The 17,406-nt window shown below is 40.9% G+C and carries 18 protein-coding genes and 1 pseudogene; 12 read left to right on the top strand and 7 right to left on the bottom strand.

What is annotated here, in order from left to right; translation table 11 throughout:
• Positions 1-4 precede the first annotated feature (4 nt).
• From AUF14_RS15895 to AUF14_RS15885, 3 genes are all read right to left on the bottom strand, one after another.
• Positions 5-388: a hypothetical protein gene (locus AUF14_RS15895; protein ID WP_016177958.1), complete on the bottom strand. Its 384-nt coding sequence runs from the start codon at positions 386-388 to the stop codon at positions 5-7.
• A 157-nt stretch (positions 389-545) separates the two neighbouring features.
• A complete protein-coding gene (locus AUF14_RS15890; protein ID WP_016177959.1) occupies positions 546-779 on the bottom strand; it encodes a DUF2922 domain-containing protein in 234 nt (77 codons plus the stop codon).
• 16 nt (positions 780-795) lie between these two features.
• On the bottom strand, positions 796-999 hold the full coding sequence (locus AUF14_RS15885; RefSeq protein WP_016177960.1) for a DUF1659 domain-containing protein: 204 nt from the start codon (positions 997-999) through the stop codon (positions 796-798).
• Between the two features lie 894 nt (positions 1,000-1,893).
• Between AUF14_RS15885 and queG the strand changes: the two genes are divergently transcribed.
• The gene (gene queG, locus AUF14_RS15880; protein WP_016177961.1) at positions 1,894-3,036 is read left to right on the top strand and encodes a tRNA epoxyqueuosine(34) reductase QueG; all 1,143 of its coding nucleotides are present in this window, start codon (positions 1,894-1,896) and stop codon (positions 3,034-3,036) included.
• A gap of 100 nt (positions 3,037-3,136) precedes the next feature.
• Here queG and AUF14_RS15875 read toward each other — a convergent pair whose 3' ends face one another.
• Together AUF14_RS15875 and AUF14_RS15870 are read right to left on the bottom strand one after the other, a co-directional pair.
• The gene (locus AUF14_RS15875; RefSeq protein WP_016177962.1) at positions 3,137-4,432 is read right to left on the bottom strand and encodes a PTS sugar transporter subunit IIC; all 1,296 of its coding nucleotides are present in this window, start codon (positions 4,430-4,432) and stop codon (positions 3,137-3,139) included.
• A gap of 11 nt (positions 4,433-4,443) precedes the next feature.
• Positions 4,444-5,061 carry an AAA family ATPase gene (locus AUF14_RS15870; RefSeq protein WP_016177963.1) on the bottom strand — a complete coding sequence of 206 codons (618 nt, stop codon included), beginning with the start codon at positions 5,059-5,061 and terminating at the stop codon, positions 4,444-4,446.
• Positions 5,062-5,100: 39 nt separating this feature from the next.
• Here AUF14_RS15870 and AUF14_RS15865 point away from each other — a divergent pair, with 39 nt between their 5' ends.
• The 5 genes and pseudogenes from AUF14_RS15865 (at position 5,101) to AUF14_RS22860 (ending at position 8,822) form a co-directional block, all read left to right on the top strand.
• Positions 5,101-5,793 carry a MurR/RpiR family transcriptional regulator gene (locus AUF14_RS15865; protein ID WP_016177964.1) on the top strand — a complete coding sequence of 231 codons (693 nt, stop codon included), beginning with the start codon at positions 5,101-5,103 and terminating at the stop codon, positions 5,791-5,793.
• 518 nt (positions 5,794-6,311) lie between these two features.
• Positions 6,312-6,905 (top strand): type IV toxin-antitoxin system AbiEi family antitoxin domain-containing protein, encoded by a 594-nt coding sequence (locus AUF14_RS15860; protein ID WP_070504966.1) that lies wholly within the window; start codon positions 6,312-6,314, stop codon positions 6,903-6,905.
• Positions 6,906-6,921: 16 nt separating this feature from the next.
• On the top strand, positions 6,922-7,785 hold the full coding sequence (locus AUF14_RS15855; protein ID WP_070504967.1) for a nucleotidyl transferase AbiEii/AbiGii toxin family protein: 864 nt from the start codon (positions 6,922-6,924) through the stop codon (positions 7,783-7,785).
• A gap of 29 nt (positions 7,786-7,814) precedes the next feature.
• Positions 7,815-7,931: pseudogene (locus AUF14_RS15850) on the top strand (single-stranded DNA-binding protein); the annotation flags it as partial.
• Between the two features lie 300 nt (positions 7,932-8,231).
• Complete coding sequence (locus tag AUF14_RS22860; RefSeq protein ID WP_227656364.1) at positions 8,232-8,822, top strand: hypothetical protein; 591 nt, start codon at positions 8,232-8,234, stop codon at positions 8,820-8,822.
• 461 nt (positions 8,823-9,283) lie between these two features.
• Here the strand turns inward: AUF14_RS22860 and AUF14_RS15835 are convergent, their stop codons facing one another.
• The gene (locus AUF14_RS15835; RefSeq protein WP_102865887.1) at positions 9,284-10,600 is read right to left on the bottom strand and encodes an ISL3 family transposase; all 1,317 of its coding nucleotides are present in this window, start codon (positions 10,598-10,600) and stop codon (positions 9,284-9,286) included.
• A gap of 238 nt (positions 10,601-10,838) precedes the next feature.
• On the opposite strand from AUF14_RS15835, the gene AUF14_RS15830 reads away from it, so the two are divergent.
• The 6 genes from AUF14_RS15830 to AUF14_RS15805 all read left to right on the top strand — a co-directional run bounded on the left by AUF14_RS15830 (position 10,839) and on the right by AUF14_RS15805 (position 15,508).
• Entirely contained in the window at positions 10,839-11,027 is a 189-nt protein-coding gene (locus AUF14_RS15830) for a CAT RNA binding domain-containing protein (RefSeq protein ID WP_227656363.1), read from the top strand.
• Positions 11,028-11,144: 117 nt separating this feature from the next.
• Complete coding sequence (gene rarD, locus AUF14_RS15825) at positions 11,145-12,080, top strand: EamA family transporter RarD (RefSeq protein ID WP_227656434.1); 936 nt, start codon at positions 11,145-11,147, stop codon at positions 12,078-12,080.
• The gene (locus AUF14_RS15820) at positions 12,025-12,357 is read left to right on the top strand and encodes a PTS lactose/cellobiose transporter subunit IIA (protein ID WP_070504969.1); all 333 of its coding nucleotides are present in this window, start codon (positions 12,025-12,027) and stop codon (positions 12,355-12,357) included. Before rarD ends, AUF14_RS15820 begins: the two co-directional genes overlap by 56 nt.
• The gene (locus tag AUF14_RS15815) at positions 12,350-13,696 is read left to right on the top strand and encodes a PTS sugar transporter subunit IIC (protein WP_070504970.1); all 1,347 of its coding nucleotides are present in this window, start codon (positions 12,350-12,352) and stop codon (positions 13,694-13,696) included. The genes AUF14_RS15820 and AUF14_RS15815 overlap by 8 nt, the downstream gene beginning before the upstream one ends.
• A gap of 19 nt (positions 13,697-13,715) precedes the next feature.
• Complete coding sequence (locus tag AUF14_RS15810) at positions 13,716-14,024, top strand: PTS sugar transporter subunit IIB (protein ID WP_016177972.1); 309 nt, start codon at positions 13,716-13,718, stop codon at positions 14,022-14,024.
• Positions 14,021-15,508 (top strand): M81 family metallopeptidase, encoded by a 1,488-nt coding sequence (locus AUF14_RS15805; RefSeq protein ID WP_102866130.1) that lies wholly within the window; start codon positions 14,021-14,023, stop codon positions 15,506-15,508. The genes AUF14_RS15810 and AUF14_RS15805 overlap by 4 nt, the downstream gene beginning before the upstream one ends.
• A gap of 531 nt (positions 15,509-16,039) precedes the next feature.
• Here AUF14_RS15805 and AUF14_RS15800 read toward each other — a convergent pair.
• Positions 16,040-17,290 (bottom strand): IS110 family RNA-guided transposase, encoded by a 1,251-nt coding sequence (locus AUF14_RS15800; protein WP_002346915.1) that lies wholly within the window; start codon positions 17,288-17,290, stop codon positions 16,040-16,042.
• Positions 17,291-17,406 lie beyond the last annotated feature (116 nt).

The following is a 17,406-nucleotide window of genomic DNA, read 5'->3' as shown; positions in this document are numbered from 1 at the left end:
TTTTTCAAGGCTCCGTATTTTCTTCAGGCCGTACAATTGAAACCAATGAACGAGCGACAGAAAAGACTTTCTTGCCAAAATTTCTCAAAGGGAAGACCCTCATCGTCAGCCGTTTCCATTCAGGTGCCGCAAAGTAATCCTGAAAATAATAAAAGAAGCGCTTCATGGTACGTGTTGCTTTGGTGTTCATAAACAAATAGCGGACAAGATCGCTGAGAATGTTCGCGAACTCCTGCGCACCAAGTCTAAAACGGATGCGTAAAGCCATAATATATTTAATCGTTAAGCTGCTGTTCTGGGTTTCTTGATAATAGGTCATGATTCGTGTCTCAAGTGTTTCGGGTTTTAGTGTAAAAATCTGTTGGTGCGTTAAAGTTAGTTCATTCATGGATCTTATCCTCCTTATTTGTTTTAAAGTAATAATTTTTTCCAAGAGAAAAAATTAGTTCGATTCGAATGCCGTATATCATTCCTTTAAAATTGCTAAAGTAATAGAGAAGAGCGGTACGTCTACCGATCTTCTCAAATTTAGTCAAACGTTGATGCTACAGTTGTTCCTGTGTGTTATCAAATAGGATCGTTTCAGTTGTTTCCACGTATTTCGCGCTTTCGACTGTGTTGAAAAGGTCCGTGCCGTCTTTATGGAAAAGCTTGATGCCGGTTAGACGTTGCAAGAGGCTTTTGACTTCGCCTGCTGTCTTATTTGGATCAGGGTTATTCAGGCTCCAGGTTTGTTTTTTTCCTAAGCTGGTTGTAAAGGTTGCGACAAGTTTAAACATCTAATTTCCTCCTTCTTTATTTGGTATATCGTGATTGGCTAGTTAGGATCACGCCGTCTAGGTTGCTACCATCTGGTGAAAGTTCTGTCAGGATGGCGCCAAGCTCTAGCACCGCTTCTTCGGTTGGTTCATCGATGACGTTTTGGAAATTCACCTTTCTTAATTTGTCTTCACCTGCATCGATTTGTACTTGTAATTTGTTGCCGATTTTTTGAATCATTTTTCATTCCTCCGTTATAGTATTTTTTGTTCCGGCCGGTGACTTAACGATAAAGGTGAAATGCAAACTCGGTCAAAACCGGTAAAATTACATTTGAGGGTCAAAATTGCAGGAGTTTTCAATCTCTTTTTTACACAAATCCTATAAGAACGGGCTTTTACTTTGTGAAAAATGAAAGAAGCCTGCAATTTTCATAGCCTTATGCAATTTTGCCCACTTTGACACATTTTGGGTTTTATGAATGGAGTAGGAATACTGATATGTCAGCTTTTATACCTGAAAAACCTTACGAAAAAAGTTAAAAAAACCTATTGATTGCTCGTTTTTCTTAATATTTCCTTAATAATTAGCAAGTAAGAGGTTCTGTAAGAAGGGACAAAAATAAGGGAGTTTTCGACTTTTTATGGACAAGTTATCTAACGGTAAGCATACAAATAACCCACTATGAATCTCACAAATGAGTTCCACAGTGGGTTTAATCGTTTATGACTGAGCGTCACTCTCTTTATGTTTCAACAAATAACTTACTTAAGTACTCCATTCACATCGTAAGTAACATAAGGCAACGTATCTGACGTACTGCTGTCATAAAAGGAATGCTGCTCCTCACTCAGAATCAATATTCCTAATACACAGGGTACGGTTAAATAGAGGATGATCTTTAAGAAGCGTTGACTTCGTTTGCTGAGGAAATGGAAAAGAAACAGGGAGGATTTCTTTTGCTAGTAAGAAACATGTGATATAGTAAGGCCTGTAAATTCGTATCAGGATCTCAGTTCTACTTCCTGCTTTAGCAGGTCTAGTAGAATGACATGCGTGGTGAGAGACGGATTCATTTTTTCTTTTTTTGAAAAATGAATTCCTTCATACGAACTAGAAACTAGGAGTGGAACAATGCAAACCTTAAAAGAACGGATCATCGCTGAAAGTAAGCAGCTTGGTATCGATAAAATCGGCTTTACAACAGCTGATCCTTTTGATTATATGGAGGAATCCTTGCTGGAGCAGCGCGCGCTTGGTCATACCTCTGGCTTTGAACATCAAAATATCAAAGAACGGTTGTATCCAGAAGAAACCTTTGAAGATCCCAAAAGTATCATCGCGATTGCTTTGGCGTATCCGACTAAAATCCACGACAAGGTCCCTCGTGATGAAAAACGCGGACAATTTGCCCGTGCTTCGTGGGGAACGGATTATCACTTCATTTTGGAAGAACGGCTGACGAGATTGATCGACTTTATCAAAGAACAGGCTGAAACGGAACAGGTTCAGGCTCAATGGCGTTTTGCTCCGCAGGTGGATACAGGTGAGCTGGTGGATGTGGCAGTTGCACAACGCGCGGGTCTGGGTTTTATCGGACGTAACGGCTTGCTGATCACGGAAGAATACGGCTCTTTCGTCTATCTTGGTGAAATTATCACGAATATCCAATTTGAACCAGACCAACCAGTTCCAAACGGTTGCGGCGATTGCACCCGTTGCATTACCGGCTGTCCAACTGGTGCCTTATTGGGAGACGGTCGGATGAATGCTAAAAAGTGCCTCTCTTATCAGACTCAAACCAAGGGCATGATGCCGGAGCAATATCGAAAGAAAATGCGTAACGTGATATACGGCTGTGATATTTGTCAGCTCGTCTGTCCATACAATCGCGGCAAAGATTTTCATTTTCACGAAGAGATGGAGCCAAAAGTCGATGAAGTCCATCCAAAACTTGCACCGTTACTATCCATCTCAAATCGCGAGTTCAAAGAACAATTCGGACACCTAGCCGGCTCTTGGCGCGGGAAAAAACCGCTACAACGCAATGCGCTGATCGCCTTAGCCAACCTTGGTGGCAAAGAAGCGCTGCCAGAGATCCAAGCCTGTCTACAGGATCAGCGACCAGTTATTCGAGGCACCGCTGTCTGGGCGTTGGGGCAGCTGACGAAGAAAGCGCCAGAGGAAACGATTGGTTTGTTGCAGGAATTGAAAGAAACTGAGACTGACTCAGAGGTTTTGACTGAGATAGCGAATGTTTTGGAGAGGCTAAGTTAAGTCAAAAAAGATCGAACACGAGTTATTGGTGTTCGATCTTTTATTGAGTTTTTGTTTAGAGGGAGTAGACAACTTTTCTGCAAAAAAATTTATCCTACAGCTATTCATCCACCAACTTGGTTTTGTTATTCTCCATAACCTTGAAGAATGGATAATAGATCATAGCACTAATCAAGATCAACACCAAACAGAAGACGATATTTCGCCAATCCATACTTGAAAGATACGCCTGTGCAAAGAACGGGGTGAAGGAAGGATCAACGATAAATCCAACTCCGATCAAACCGACACTTTGAGCGAAATAGGTCAGCAGCAGAGAAATAATCGGTGTGATTAAAAATGGGATCGCTAGAATCGGATTAAAAACGATTGGAAGACCAAAAATGACCGGCTCATTGATTGAACAAATGCCGGGTATCAGCGACAGCTTCCCGATTGTTCGGTATTCTGAGACTTTACTTCGCATCATCAAAAGAATTAAACCGAGGGTTCCGCCTGCACCACCTAAAACTGAAATACGAAACATTTGCAGATTCATTAGATGAGTCATTGTTTCTCCGTTAGACATTTGTTCAGCATTCAGTCCTGTTTGCGCCATCCCCAGAGTAAAAACAATTGGGAAAATAATCGATGAGCCATTAATACCGAACAACCATAATACATTTCCCAGAGTCACGATCAGTAAGAAACCGCCAAGACTTCCTGCTATATTCGTTGCCGGTGTTAAAATGTTCATCACCGTTTCGGGGAAAATCTTTTTTGTTGTGACTAAGAAAATCAGATTAATCCCATAAAAGAGGATAATATTCGTTAATAGCGGAACGAGCGTGTTAATGAAGGTAGCAACCATGGGTGGTACAGTATCCGGCAATTTCAATTTGATATTTTTGACTTCAAAGATTCTGTTCACTTCCACCACGAGTAGACCAATGATGATCGCCACGAACAGCCCGTTTGTACCTAGGTAGTTCAGGTTGATGTTGCCTTCTTTAACCGGAGTACATACCATCAGAAAAATGACGGAGGCCACCATCCCATTCATGGCTGGATTAATCTTGTATTCACTGGCAAGGGAGAAGGCGATCCCGAAAACGCTGATCAGTCCGATGATCCCCATAGTCAAATTGTAAGGAGCGGTGATTAAATCATAATTAGCTACCGCAAAATCCTTCCAACCAGCCATGAATTTCATAAAAAAATTGGCTGTCGCTGGATTGTATTGATCTATGTTAATCGGTGGATTCGCAAAAATCAGAAAAAATGATCCAATCACGATAAAGGGGAGACCAAACATCATCCCGCTCGAGATGGCTTTAAGGTGCCGCTGATTTCCGATTTTTGCCGCAAAAGGGCTAAGCAAATCATTAAGCTTCGTTATGACAGTAGAATTTTCCATGATTCGTCCTCCTATACTTGCCAAGGATTAAAAACAAAGGTACTTGGTACGACATGCTGCGGGTCATACTTTTTAATGATCTCTTCATATTGTTCTTTATAGTCATTTTCGACCTCTGCTTGAGGAATGACTTTGCTTGCTTCATGTAGGAAATGTTCTGACCCGCGCCCCATTTCTTGTCCGCGCGTGGTGTGTTTGTCCAATGCGATGTCTGGTATTTCAGGTACATAACCCATGGCGAAGCTTTTTATCACGATATTTTTGAGCAAATCAGAGGAACGATCCTTTTCTGAATCGCACAAATACCGAATAGCGTGAAAGAAAAACATTGCTCGGTCAGATTCATTATATTGAAATTCTTTACGCATCTGGTTTAAGTTATTGATCATAATTGCTGCATACGGATTTCCCATCCCTACGTCCTCAACGCTGATGGCTAATAAACGTCTCCACAGCTTCTCTTCAAATTGAGGTGAGGTAATATACATTTCATAGGCAAATTCACAGGCCGCTTTTTCTTTTCCTCTGCGGATGGATTTCTGTAATGCTGAGATGACTTCATCACCTTGAAGGCCATTTCGTGTCGTCATTTTTGCCCATGGATCTTGAATAAAATTATTTTCTGTCATGTTATAATACTCCTAACTAAAGAATTTGAGGTGGACCTTATGGATACTGAAACGCTGATTGATAAGTATCAGTTGAATGATTCAGAAGCAGCCGTTTTACGTTTTATGGATAAAAATCGTGATTCACTAAGAGATTTAGGTATTCGCGATGTCGCTAGAGCCTCTTATGTTTCAACGGCGACCATCGTAAATATGGCGAAAAAAATCGGCTATTCCGGTTATAGTGAGCTGGTCTTCGCGTATGGAAGTAAACCATTGGCAACGAACCCGACGAAGAATTTCTCAGATGAAGAAAGAGACACGTTTGTTCGCCTGCTAACTGAGTATAAAGAGAAACGAATCATGATTCTAGGTTCAGGTTTTTCACAAAATATCGCGAATCATTTTTCTGAAACACTGAATCTCTATGGTTTCCGAGCAACGGCGAATAGCCATCTTGAATTCCTGCGGGAAAACGTTGAAAAGGATGTACTGATTTTTATTGTCTCTAACTCAGGCGATACCTTTCGGTTAGCGGATCTCGCTCAAATGGCTAAAAATCATCATATTGATCTGATCGCCTTTGTTGGCGAGAAAAATTCAAAAATAGGGCAGTTGGCAACTTTGACTATCAGCACGGAGACGTATGCCCCGCGCGTCTTGTCCGCATACCAGCCAAACCTTTTCTTCGGAACGACGCTGAATCAATTCGAACTATTACTAAGTGAAGCGTTAAGATCTATCTTTGATTAGAAGAACGATGTGGCCACTGTTTCTTCACTTATCAGTATAAATATCGGATAGCTAAATGTAAGTGTTTTCCGTTGGATGTAAACATGTTTAGAAATTTACAAACGGGTTTACGGAGTTAAGTGAAGAATGGCTGCCATAATAAATAACGTCCAAGATGGCGAATGTTTTGGAGAGGCTTAGTTGAGGGAGAGAATCGAACACGAATCAAAGTGTTCGGTCTTTTTTATTATGTTTTCAATTTTCCTATAAATGGGAGTCCTATCTGAAAAGACTTGGTAGTAAACAAGGAACACATGAAGCTTTCTTGATGAATAAAAAAAATTTATTGTACATTTATTAGAAGTTGATTTACAAGCAGAAACATCAACGATTAATGAAGCAAAGAATCAAACAGAAGCTTCATTAATTAAAGCGTCAACAACAATTAACAAGATTAGATAGATAAGACCTATTGTTACATTTAAACCCTCATGATATAATTTAGAGGGTTTAAATGTAACGTATAAGGGGGGATATCTTTGAAAGATAAACTATTTCAGCTATTAGAAAAGAGAGACGGAAATCTTTCAATGAGAGAGGCAAGAACTGAAGGAATTGCAGGGGCAACAGTCCAGCGTTTAGTAGAGACGGGAAAACTTGTACGAATTACTAGAGGGTATTATGTACTTGACGGACATGGAGTAGATGAACTGTATATGATTCAGTGTAGGTTTTCAAAGGGGGTATTCTCACATGAAACAGCCTTAGATTTGTATTCTCTTTCTACAAATATTCCTAAAAAAATTCATTTGTCAGTCCCTTCAAATTATCATATTCAGAGAAAATATTTAGAGGAAGAATTTGTACGTATCCATAAAGTTAAGGACAAAGTTTTTGATTTAGGAGTAATTGAAATTAACTCATATCAAGGGAATCCGATTCGAGTATACAATAAAGAAAGAACAATTTGTGATATGTGGAACCCTCGATATAATGCCACGTTTGAAACCAAGCTAGATGCCTTAAAAGACTATATGCGTGAAAAGGATCGCGATCCAATGAAATTGAGAGAATACAGGGAGAAATTGAATGTAGATCCGAGATTAGCTAATTATATGGAAGCTCTATATTGATGAAAGGATAATGATTATGACACCAACTCAGTTTTCAGCTAAAACCAGAAATGTTGCGAGAGAAACAGGATTGAATCCACAACTTGTGCAGCGTCACTACATGATGGATAAATTTTTAGAGAAAATCGCAGAGTCCTCTTATCAAGACGATTTTATTCTAAAAGGTGGTTTCTTATTAGGTTCGAAGTATGGAATCAGTACAAGATCCACAATTGATATTGATACGACTATTCGAAGATTCAAAGCTACTGAAGAAAATATTTTAAAAGTGTTTAATGATTTAGTTAAACAGTCGACAAAGGAAGGAATAAAATTTGAGATTAAGAGTATTTCAGAAACAAGAGAGGCAGATTATTATCCTGGCTTCCAAGTGAAATTATTTGGCTATTTAGAAAATACACGTGTTCCCTTTAAAATGGATTTAACAACAGGAGACTCCATTTTACCTGAAGTAACAAAGCATAAACATAAGTTGATGTTTGAAGACAAAATAATAGAAATCCCAGCATATCCAATCGAACAAATAATCGCAGAAAAATTGAGCGCAACACTAAGTTTTGGAGTGGATAATTCACGAGCTAAAGATTTTTATGATTTATATACGATTCCTAAGTTAGAAGAGATTGATCAAAAATCATTATACAAAAGTGTGAGAAATACTTTTTCGAAAAGAGGAAACTTAGAGAAATTAGAATCATACTACGATAGATCCATGGAATCTATTGCTAATAGTATAGAATTAAAAGATCGATGGGATAAATATAAAAAAGAAAATCCGTTCGCTAAAGATATTTCCTATGATGAAACAGTGGACTCAATCAAACAGATTCTAAACGAATGTATCGAACAAGAAAAAATCTCAGACCAACGAAAAAGATAACATCATTTTAATAAAATAGAGCGGTAATCATGATAAATAATGTCGTGCTAGTTGCCCGTTTAATGAAAGATCTAGATTTACGTATTATACCTGACGGGAATTCTATAGCAACCGTTACGTTAGCAGCAAACAAAAATTTTACCAATTAGTCAGGAAATCGAGACGCTGATTTTATCAACTGTGTAATATGGCGAAAATGATCACTATTATTCAAGGAAGCTTTCGTATAAGATCGTGTTGGTGAAGAGGAGTTCGAATAAAACTTAGTCCGATATGCGGCGTGTTCTGTGCACCGCATATTTTTTAGTTCAATTCTTAGAAACGAAGTCATTTTGTTTAAAAATAAATCGTAATTGGGGTTTTTATATCGTGAAATCAGCTAGTCCTTATCGATTGCCTCATTGTATAATAATGACGGGAAAACTGTTGTTAAGGAGGATGAAAAGGTGACAGTAGAATATCAAAAAACACAATTAACTTATGGCGGGTATCGATCTGAACGCGCAATTTGGATCACGCTGTTGAACGGTCAAAGGGCATTAAAGTTCAATATACTAGACCGAAATGGAAACGTTTTATATAGAGTTGAACAAAAAAGCGATGCAGATGGAGCGATCGATAGTAAGATTACTTACGAATCACTAACTGAAGAACATAAAGAAGAAATTCAACAAATTCTTGAAAAAAATGAACCCCACTACAATTGGGGTGACGAAGAAATAGAAGAGGTATTGAGGTATTTTGGCTGTGAGATCGTGCTCTTAGATGAATTAGTGAGACATGCACGAAGGGACAATGAGATTGTGGTCAATTACGTCATTTTCTCAAGCTATGAAGAAGATGAAGAAGGAAATAAAATCGATGACCTATTTGAGATAGATTATTATGATGTAGGCACGATAACCAAGGCGGAGATCGAAAACGAGTTGGTTCAAAAACTTTTGAACCATAAGGAATGGGATACGATCGAAATGAAGATCATAGAAAACGGTCAGATTGATCATTATCTGTTGGAGTTTGAAGAGCGAGATGAGTGAGTTCGAAATTAAAAAAATCTACCCCAAAACGGATAAATTGGGGTAGAAAAAAATTGTTGGGGTATTAACTTTTAATGGTGTATGGAGTAAAGCGATCAGCATCATTTTTCTGACCGTAATCTCAAAAAAAATCTTTTGTTCGCTTGACAGGCTAATCCGCTTTCAATAAAATGGACTCAGATATTTAATTAATCAAATAAAAAAGGCACTCTACATTCTGGTGGGACCCAGAATATAGAGCCTTGAAAAGTCAGCGCCAACTGACCAATCAAGTTGCCATAGTCAGTGTATCACACCGACCTCATTATTGTACCAAATTTAAGCTTTTTTTCTAGTCTTTTTTGTGGGGAATTTTCGAGGTGTGGTATACGTTTATTGGCTCTAAGTCAAATCGTGTTGTTCTCATTAAATCACTGAAAGGAAATGCTTCGGCGTTTCCTTTTTTCTTTTTGTTTTTTTGCTCAAATAATGTCGCAAAGATTCTGTTGAATCAGAATTCGCATACGAAGGTGGCGAAAGGTTCTAAAACCAAATGCCACTCTCTTGATCACTTTAATCAGGTTATTCTTCCCCTCAAGTTTCCCGTTTGAATAAGGGTATTTTAACGCATTGATAATCGCTTGCTTGTGTTTGTTTAAGTAAAGAATCGCTTTTTTAAATGCTGGATCAAGTAACGCCGGTAAGTGATCAATGCATTCGTAAAATCCTTTATAATCTTTGGCATCGAAGGCATCTAACAAATTCTGATACACATCATAGCTTGTCCGTAAGTGCTCGTCAATTGATAATAAATAATCCAATACTTCCGATTCTGTCAGGTATTTCCGTTGGAAAAGCGGGTATTGTTTAAGCGAAGAATAATTGATTTTTCTATTTTTCTTCAGAATGGTTCGCCAATATTTCTTAAGCTTGCGATACTTTTTCATGGCTTGCGGGTCGCTCTTTTTCAAGTGATTCATGGTTTTTATCCGTTGCTTATTAAATGCACGATTAAGTTGTTGGATCACATGAAATCGATCAATGGAAATCCGAGCATTTGGGAAAACGACCTTTGTCACAGACTCATAGCCCGCATTCATATCCATCACGACATGAGAAACGTTTTTCCGAGCGTGATAAGTAAAGCGCATGAAATAGGCGATCAGCTTGAAGCTTCTTCGATCCTCTAAAATATCAAAGATTTTCCCCGTGTCCGCGTCACTGAGAATAAAACACATGGCGCCCTGACAGTCCTTAGTTCCTTTGAATTCATCAATCAATAGATGTTTGGGTAAGTAATTGGGCTTCAGTCGTGGTTCTTCAAAAAAAGAATCCAAGACCCGTTCGACCGTTTTAGCGGAAACCAAGTAACGTTGAGCGATATCTTTCATCGAAATTTTCTTCTTTAAATCAACAGCGATCGCAAACTTGAGCGCTTGGGAGAGATAACAGTTTTCTGCGACATAATAGGTTTTAGCTGAAAAGGTATGGTGACACTGTTTACAATAAAACCGTTGTTTATAGAGATGAAGATAGGTAGACACCTCTTGATAAGGGAGTAATTGAATCCAGCTATCTTTGTAGCCATGATGGATGACGGAGTCGTAGCCGCAACACTCACACCGAGGAGACGGATAGCTCAGTCGACCAGTAAAGACGGTGGCCATTCTGTCATGGACTTTTTCTTTTGAAACGGCGTCTTTAGAAAAAGTAATGTTGGAATCGTGAATATTTAGGATTTGTTTGATGGTTTTGTCTAGGCAATTATCTTTATATTTGATATTCTTAATACTGGACATTTGGTTCGCCTCCTATGATTGGGTTCAGCGATTTAATTATAGGACAACCAAATGTCTTTTTGTATAAAAAAATACTTGGTGTTCTCACTCAGAAAGAGTAACAACACCAAATATTATAGAACCCGTTTATTTCGCTATGTCAAAGGTATTGGGCAGACCACGCCCGATACCTTTTTTTGTGTTGCTTTGGCTCGCAATAGAGTGAGCCGGCCTCTTAGTGAAATCGCTGACGTTTTATTTGAAATCATTACTTATCAGAAAGGGTGGGAATATGGTGGTTCTTCAGGTGTTGACGCATAATGTCGTGGTGGCTCGTGAAGGGAAAGGAGAGTGGGTTTTGGTGAAAAAGGGCATCGGGTTTGGTAAGAAGAAGGGAGACACGGTCGTTGCAACGAATCTTGAAAAGAAATACCGAAAAATTGAATAGTTCAACCATTTGGAGGGTGACTGTTAGGCAGGCTTGATCCATTTCACAAAAAGTGTGAGATGTGTCGGGCCTGCTTTTTTGCTTTCTCCGATTGGTTGATGAAAAGGAGTTGGTTCTATCAAAAAAGGTCTTATTTATGGAGTGATTACCTACACGATCTGGGGCTTCCTGCCGATTTTTTGGAAGCTGTTAGAAGGCATCGATTCGCTGGAGTTATTGGCATACCGCATCATTTGGTCATTTATAGTGATGACATTGACGTGTCTTTGTTCTTTCAAAAAAGAGAGGCTGGTCCAGCAATTATTGGTGGTGTGGCGAGATGCTAAGGTGCGGCGGAATCTGTGTCTAGCGGCGCTTTCGATCGGCGGCAACTGGGGCGCGTTTATCTATTGTGTCGCCAGTGGTCAGACAACTAGTGCAAGCTTTGCTTATTTTTGTTCGCCGCTTTTTACGGTGTACTTTGGGCGCTTTTTCTTCAAGGAACAGCTGAATGTCTGGCAGCGATTTGCGGTGGTGTTATTGATGGGAAGTATCTTCACCAAGCTGGTGGCAGGTGCGTCGTTATCCCTCGTGCCGCTGTTGATGGCACTATGTGTGGCTTATTATGGCGTGTTGGAAAAGCAGGGGGCATTAGATCCGATGTTTCGGATGTGGGTGGAGACGGTGATCTTATTACCGGTAGCGCTGGTGATCGTGTGGGTCACCAAGATGCCGTTGGTATTGCCCATGTGGGAAGGCAATCTATTATTGATGACCAGCGGCGCTGCGACAGCGTTGCCCTTGATTTTATTTATGGCTGCCAGTAAACGTCTGCCCCAGACGGTGTTGGCGATCCTGCAGTATTTGAATCCTGCCTTGATGTTAGCGGTCTCGGTGTTTTTGTTTCGGGAGCCGTGGCATCTCAGCGATTTGTTGACCTATAGCTGGGTCGTGGCGGGAAGTATCGTATTTGTGATTGGTCTTATGCAGCATTCTACTAACAAGGAGGACGAAAAACATGACAAAAGAAGAAGTACAACTGACGGCGTTTCAGATCATCAGCATCGCCGGTGATGCGATGGATGATTTTTATCAAGGGATGAACGCTTATCTTGAAGGAATCAATCTAGCCGCTGCGGTGGTGGCGATGAAGCGTGGACAGGAGCGCATGGCAGAAGTGCACAATATCCAAACAAAGCTGATCCAAGCAGAAGTCAATGAGGAAGAGGTGCCGTATTCTCTGGTCATGACCCATGCGCAGGATCATCTTGCCAATGCAATCTCGTGGAGTCGGATGTGTCAGCTGCTGATTGAACAGATGGAACGTGAGGAGGTGGAAAGCTATGAGTAAACAATTACAGAAGTTCTCCAATGTCTTGGAAAAGCTCTTTGCACCTTTAGCGGCGAAGCTGGCGGGAAATCTTTATTTGCAAGTGATCGCCACATCCTTCATGACGATCCTACCGTTGATTTTGATTGGCTCTTTTGCGTTGATCTTGTCGCAGCCAATCGTGGATTATCATTTGCTATCCAAAACGGATGTCTTTTATCCCGTGATGAAGGGCTGGGCGCAGGCGGCGGAGGTCTACGGCTCGCACCTGAACTTCTTGTTTGGGGTGACACTAGGTAGTCAGGGCATCTACCTGTCACTGGCGATTGCCTATAACTTGGCGCAAAAACGTCAGATGAATGTCTTTTTAACTATGCTGGTGGCGCTGGTCTCCTTTTTAGTGGTGAATAGCCAATACGTGGAGTGGAATTGGGACACAGCTTACTTTGGCGGAACAGGGCTCTTTTCAGCGATCATCACGACCTTTGCGGCGGTGGAGCTGTACCATCTGCTGGTGCGAAAACGCGTGGGGTATATCGCTTTTCAAGATACGGTTCCGGCATCGTTGAAGGAATCTATCGGAGCGTTGGTGCCATTAGCGGTGGTATTTTTGACGATGGTATTGATCCGCATGATCTTTGCGGAGGTCTTCGCGACATCAGTACCAAAACTGTTGATGATGATCGGACAGCCGTTGAATCTGGCGGTGGATACGGTCTTCGGGGTCTCCCTTGCTTCGGTGGTCTCGCAACTCGGCTGGTGGTTTGGCATCCACAGCAGTGCCATCTTGTCGGTGGTGATGCCGTCCTTTGATGCCAATATCTTAGAAAACGCGGCCGCTTATGCAGCGGGAACGCCATTAACGGAGCTGCCTCGGATCGTGACGAGTTCATTCTATTTCAATTTTGTAGCCATCGGTGGTGGCGGTGCGACACTGGGCTTGGTGCTGTTGATGCTGCGAAGCAAATCCATTCAGATTCGTACGGTGGGCAAGCTGGCGATCATTCCCGGAATCTTTGGAATAAACGAACCGGTGTTGTTTGGACTGCCGATCGTTTTGAACCCGATTTTCTTGATCCCGTTTCTATTGACCCAAGTGGTGAATATTTTCTTGTGCTACGGAGCGATGGCGGTAGGCTTGGTCAATCGTACGCTGATCAATGTCAGCTCCACAGTGCCGGTGGGCGTGGGGCAATGGTTATCCAGCCTTGATTATCGGGCAGTGATCCTGACGGTGGTATGTATCGCCGCCAATATGCTGGTGTACTACCCATTTTATAAATTATTTGAAAAAGAGAAGCTGGCAGAAGAACAGTTACCTTCAGAACAAAACCCAGAAGACGCAATCGAAGTTTACTAGAAAGAAAGGAAGAATGAACATGAACGTATTATTAGTTTGCCAAGCGGGGATGAGTACCGCGATCTTATGCAAGAAAATCAGTGAAGTAGCAGAAAAAGCCGGACAATCACTCCACATCGAAGCAGTAGGTCTGGAAAAGGTCGGACCAAAATCCCACGAAAAACAGCTGGTGATGCTGGCACCTCAAGTCCGCTACGCAGTACCAAATGTCCGCAAAGAAGTACCCGCTGAGATCCCCATCATGGTAATCAACTCCACCGATTTCGGCTTGATGAATGCAGAAGGCGTTTATCAAAATATGATGACAGTAATGGAGAAACGCAAATGAAGGTATTAGTGGGATTCTTCAATTCAGAGAGCAACGAGCATACGCCAAAAACCATGAACAAAGAAAATTTTCTCTTTGCAGAAGGCAACGACATGGTTTCGAAGATGGGCATTCAGCCCATCTTTGATAATCAAGGTATCCAGCTAATCCCAGGTTTCTATGCAAATGGTCATCCAGGCGGATTAATCGAGCGAGAGGCGTTCGACTATATCCTAGAGCATTTTCTAGCTGCGGTGAAACAGCAGATATGTGAGATCGACGGCATTTATCTCTATCTGCATGGTGCCAGCAAGGTGATGAATCTGCCGGAAGGATCAGCAGAGTTTGTGATTTTACGAGAGATCCGTAAATTAGTAGGAGCATATCTGCCAATCGCCGTGGTGATGGACCCTCACGGCAATGTGACGGAAGAATTCGCGAAGATGACCAATCTGGTGACTTGCTACCGCCACTCGCCACATACAGATATTCAAGAAACATTCGACAAAACAGCGACCCTTTTCTGTGAAATCCTACAGGAACGCACACGAGTAATCCAACCAGTCTGTCGCAAGCTACCGATCATCGTAGGCGGCGAACGTTCGGTATCTTCAGACGAACCAGTCCGATCCATCAATCAAAAGCTCGATGAATTAGAACAAGACGAACGCATCCTCTGCGCGTCCTTTCATGTAGGCTATGTCCGGCATGACAGCGATCGCTTAGGCTGTGCCATAACAGTAGTGCCAGCCGATCAACGCTATCGAAGCTATGCCCAAGAAAAAGCCGATGAACTATCCGACTTTATACTGCGCCGTCGGTATGAGTTTCACTATCACGGCAATTACGGAGAACTAGCACAGGTGTTAGCCGAGGTAGAGAATATGACGGAGAAACCAATCTTCATCACCGATTCAGGAGATAACTGCGGTGCCGGCAGCGATGGCTACAGTACAGTGATCCTGCGACACTTATTGAAGACACATCCCAATTGGCAGAAACCAACCTTGATCGCAGGCATTATTGACGAAAAAGCAACCACTCAGCTAAATCAACACGCGTTAGGAGAGGCAGTGCAGTTCAAATTAGGAAAAGACCTCGACGAACGATCCAAAGCAATATCACTAGAAGGAACGATCGTCTCAAAAGGAGTAGTCAGTCAAGATTACCAAGAAGACCCTATCACAGGATGCGTGATAGGTGTAAAATTAAAGCACTATCCCCTCACGGTGCTAGTGCAACGCGAATCAGTGAGCTTCACAGAACTAGCGCAATTTATGTGGGCAAATGTCTCCATAGAAGACTACGAAGTGATCATAGTAAAACAAGGCTATATCTCACCAGACTTCGACGCCTACGGAGCCTACTGCGTGATGGCCTTAACCGACGGCCCAACACAACAAGCAACAGAAAAGCTGGATTTTAAACAAATCCAGCGCCCAATGTTTCCTTATGATGAACTAGAATACGACCATACGACGAAGACAGATGGAGGCTTTAAGTAACGATTAATCACTAAAATTTAAAAGTATGGGAAATTCCTTCCGTGATTTGACAGTTAGTTGTTGAATTGCGGGAGGGTTTTTGTTTTTTGTGATGGCTATGGTTTACGAGCGAATATCGTCTCAAAATTCTTCAATTGTTATTTGGGTCGAATAGCATTTCGTTTTCCGCAATCCAAGGAGTTTCTGCTACAAGATTATTTAAACATATACTTGTAGAAATATTAATCTCAAATAAATAGCAGGAGAGATTCTATGAAAAAGAGATTCATGAGGTGACTATTTTTGTTGTCTTCATTCTTTTATAATAGATTTATGAAAGCGAACGCAAAGAGAGTTCTTTTTGGACTTGTCCGCTTAGCTAACGAGAAAAACAAGTTATAATGAATAATAGATAGTCTAGTGGTAATAAGTCAAGATAATTTTTCAAAAGATTTTTAAAGGTAGTTAATTTTTGAAGCGCACTGAACTAAACCCGACCAAAATTAAAAATTTTTTCGGGTACTTCCAAGGATTAGCGTCAATAACATACTGTTATTTATCTATCACGCTCCTTGGTGGCATATAGAGTTGATGGTTACGTAGTAGCGTATCCACCAGACGCGTAAATTTTCTTGCGGTTAGTACGATGGCTCGTTTGTGTTTATGCTTGGGTGTTTCAGCGTATTTTTTCTTATAATACGCATGGTACTCAGGCTCGTATCTCCTTACGGAGTTGGTGGCTTCAACTAGATAATAACGGAGATAACGATTGCCTCGTTTGGCCATAGGAGTATTTTCATACTCAGAGTTACCTGATTGGTTCTGTCGCCAATATAAACCGGCATATTTAGCCAATTTGCTTTCATCTGAAAAGCGATTGATAGGGCCAATTTCAGCGAGTATACCCGCAGCATAAACAGGACCGATTCCTGGAATACTGGTTAAACATTGATATTCAGGTAGCACAACGACTAAATCGTCAATGGCTTTGTCTAAGTCTTTAATTAACTTTTCAAGACTACGAATTTCTTTGGCTAGAACACCTAAAACAATATCTACAGAGTCCTGATGGACTTTTCCTAACCGGTAGGAACTACGTATGGCTTTAGAAATTGCCTTTGCAATTCCTTCGGGATTTTTAAAACGATACTTCCCTAGTTTTTGAATTAGGTTCGCAAACTCTTCTAATGACAGTTCGGCAAGTTGGTCCATTGTGTAATCTTCCGTCATTAGAGTTACTAATGTGGCACTTAAAACGGATCCACCTTCTGCTTTTAGTTCTTTAGAAAGCGTGTTGCATTTATAATAAATGTTTTCGATAAAGTGTTGCTTTGTACGAACCAGCTGTTTAATTAGCTGATAACGCGTTCTAGTTAAGTGTTGGAGGGCAAGGTATTCTTCCTCTTTAATGATGGAGTTGACTTGCCTTTGGATGCGAAAATAGTCAGCGATATAAAAAGCATCAATTTGATCGTTTTTGTTTTCTTCAAAAATATCACGATACTTTTTAATTTTATTTGGTTGTTCAACTGAAACCATAAGGTTCAATTGATTTAACTCAAGATCTTCTTTAAAAAACATAGCTGGATGAAAGCTATATAAAGATGTGGCCTCCATTCCAATCACTAAGCTCTCTATCTCAAATTTTTGAGAAAATTCGAGAATGTATTCTTTGATCTGGCTTGCGCCAAGTTGACTATTTCCATAAGATGCTTCTTTTAAAACAGAGCAAGTTGAATCGTCTGTCATAAAGCAAGCATCTAATTTTTCAGAACTAACGTCTAAACCGACAAATAGTTTCATGTGGAAGGACCTCCTTTCATTGATTATTCGGAAATTGCTTGGGTACTGTGGGATATCCCAGAATCACGTTGTCTAACGACAGCCTCGCATAATAGAGTTTCATTCATTAAACCTCT

Source organism: Enterococcus avium, from assembly GCF_002891025.1.
Classification (GTDB): Bacteria; Bacillota; Bacilli; order Lactobacillales; family Enterococcaceae; genus Enterococcus_A; species Enterococcus_A avium.
This window is presented reverse-complemented; position numbering and strand designations above follow the sequence as displayed.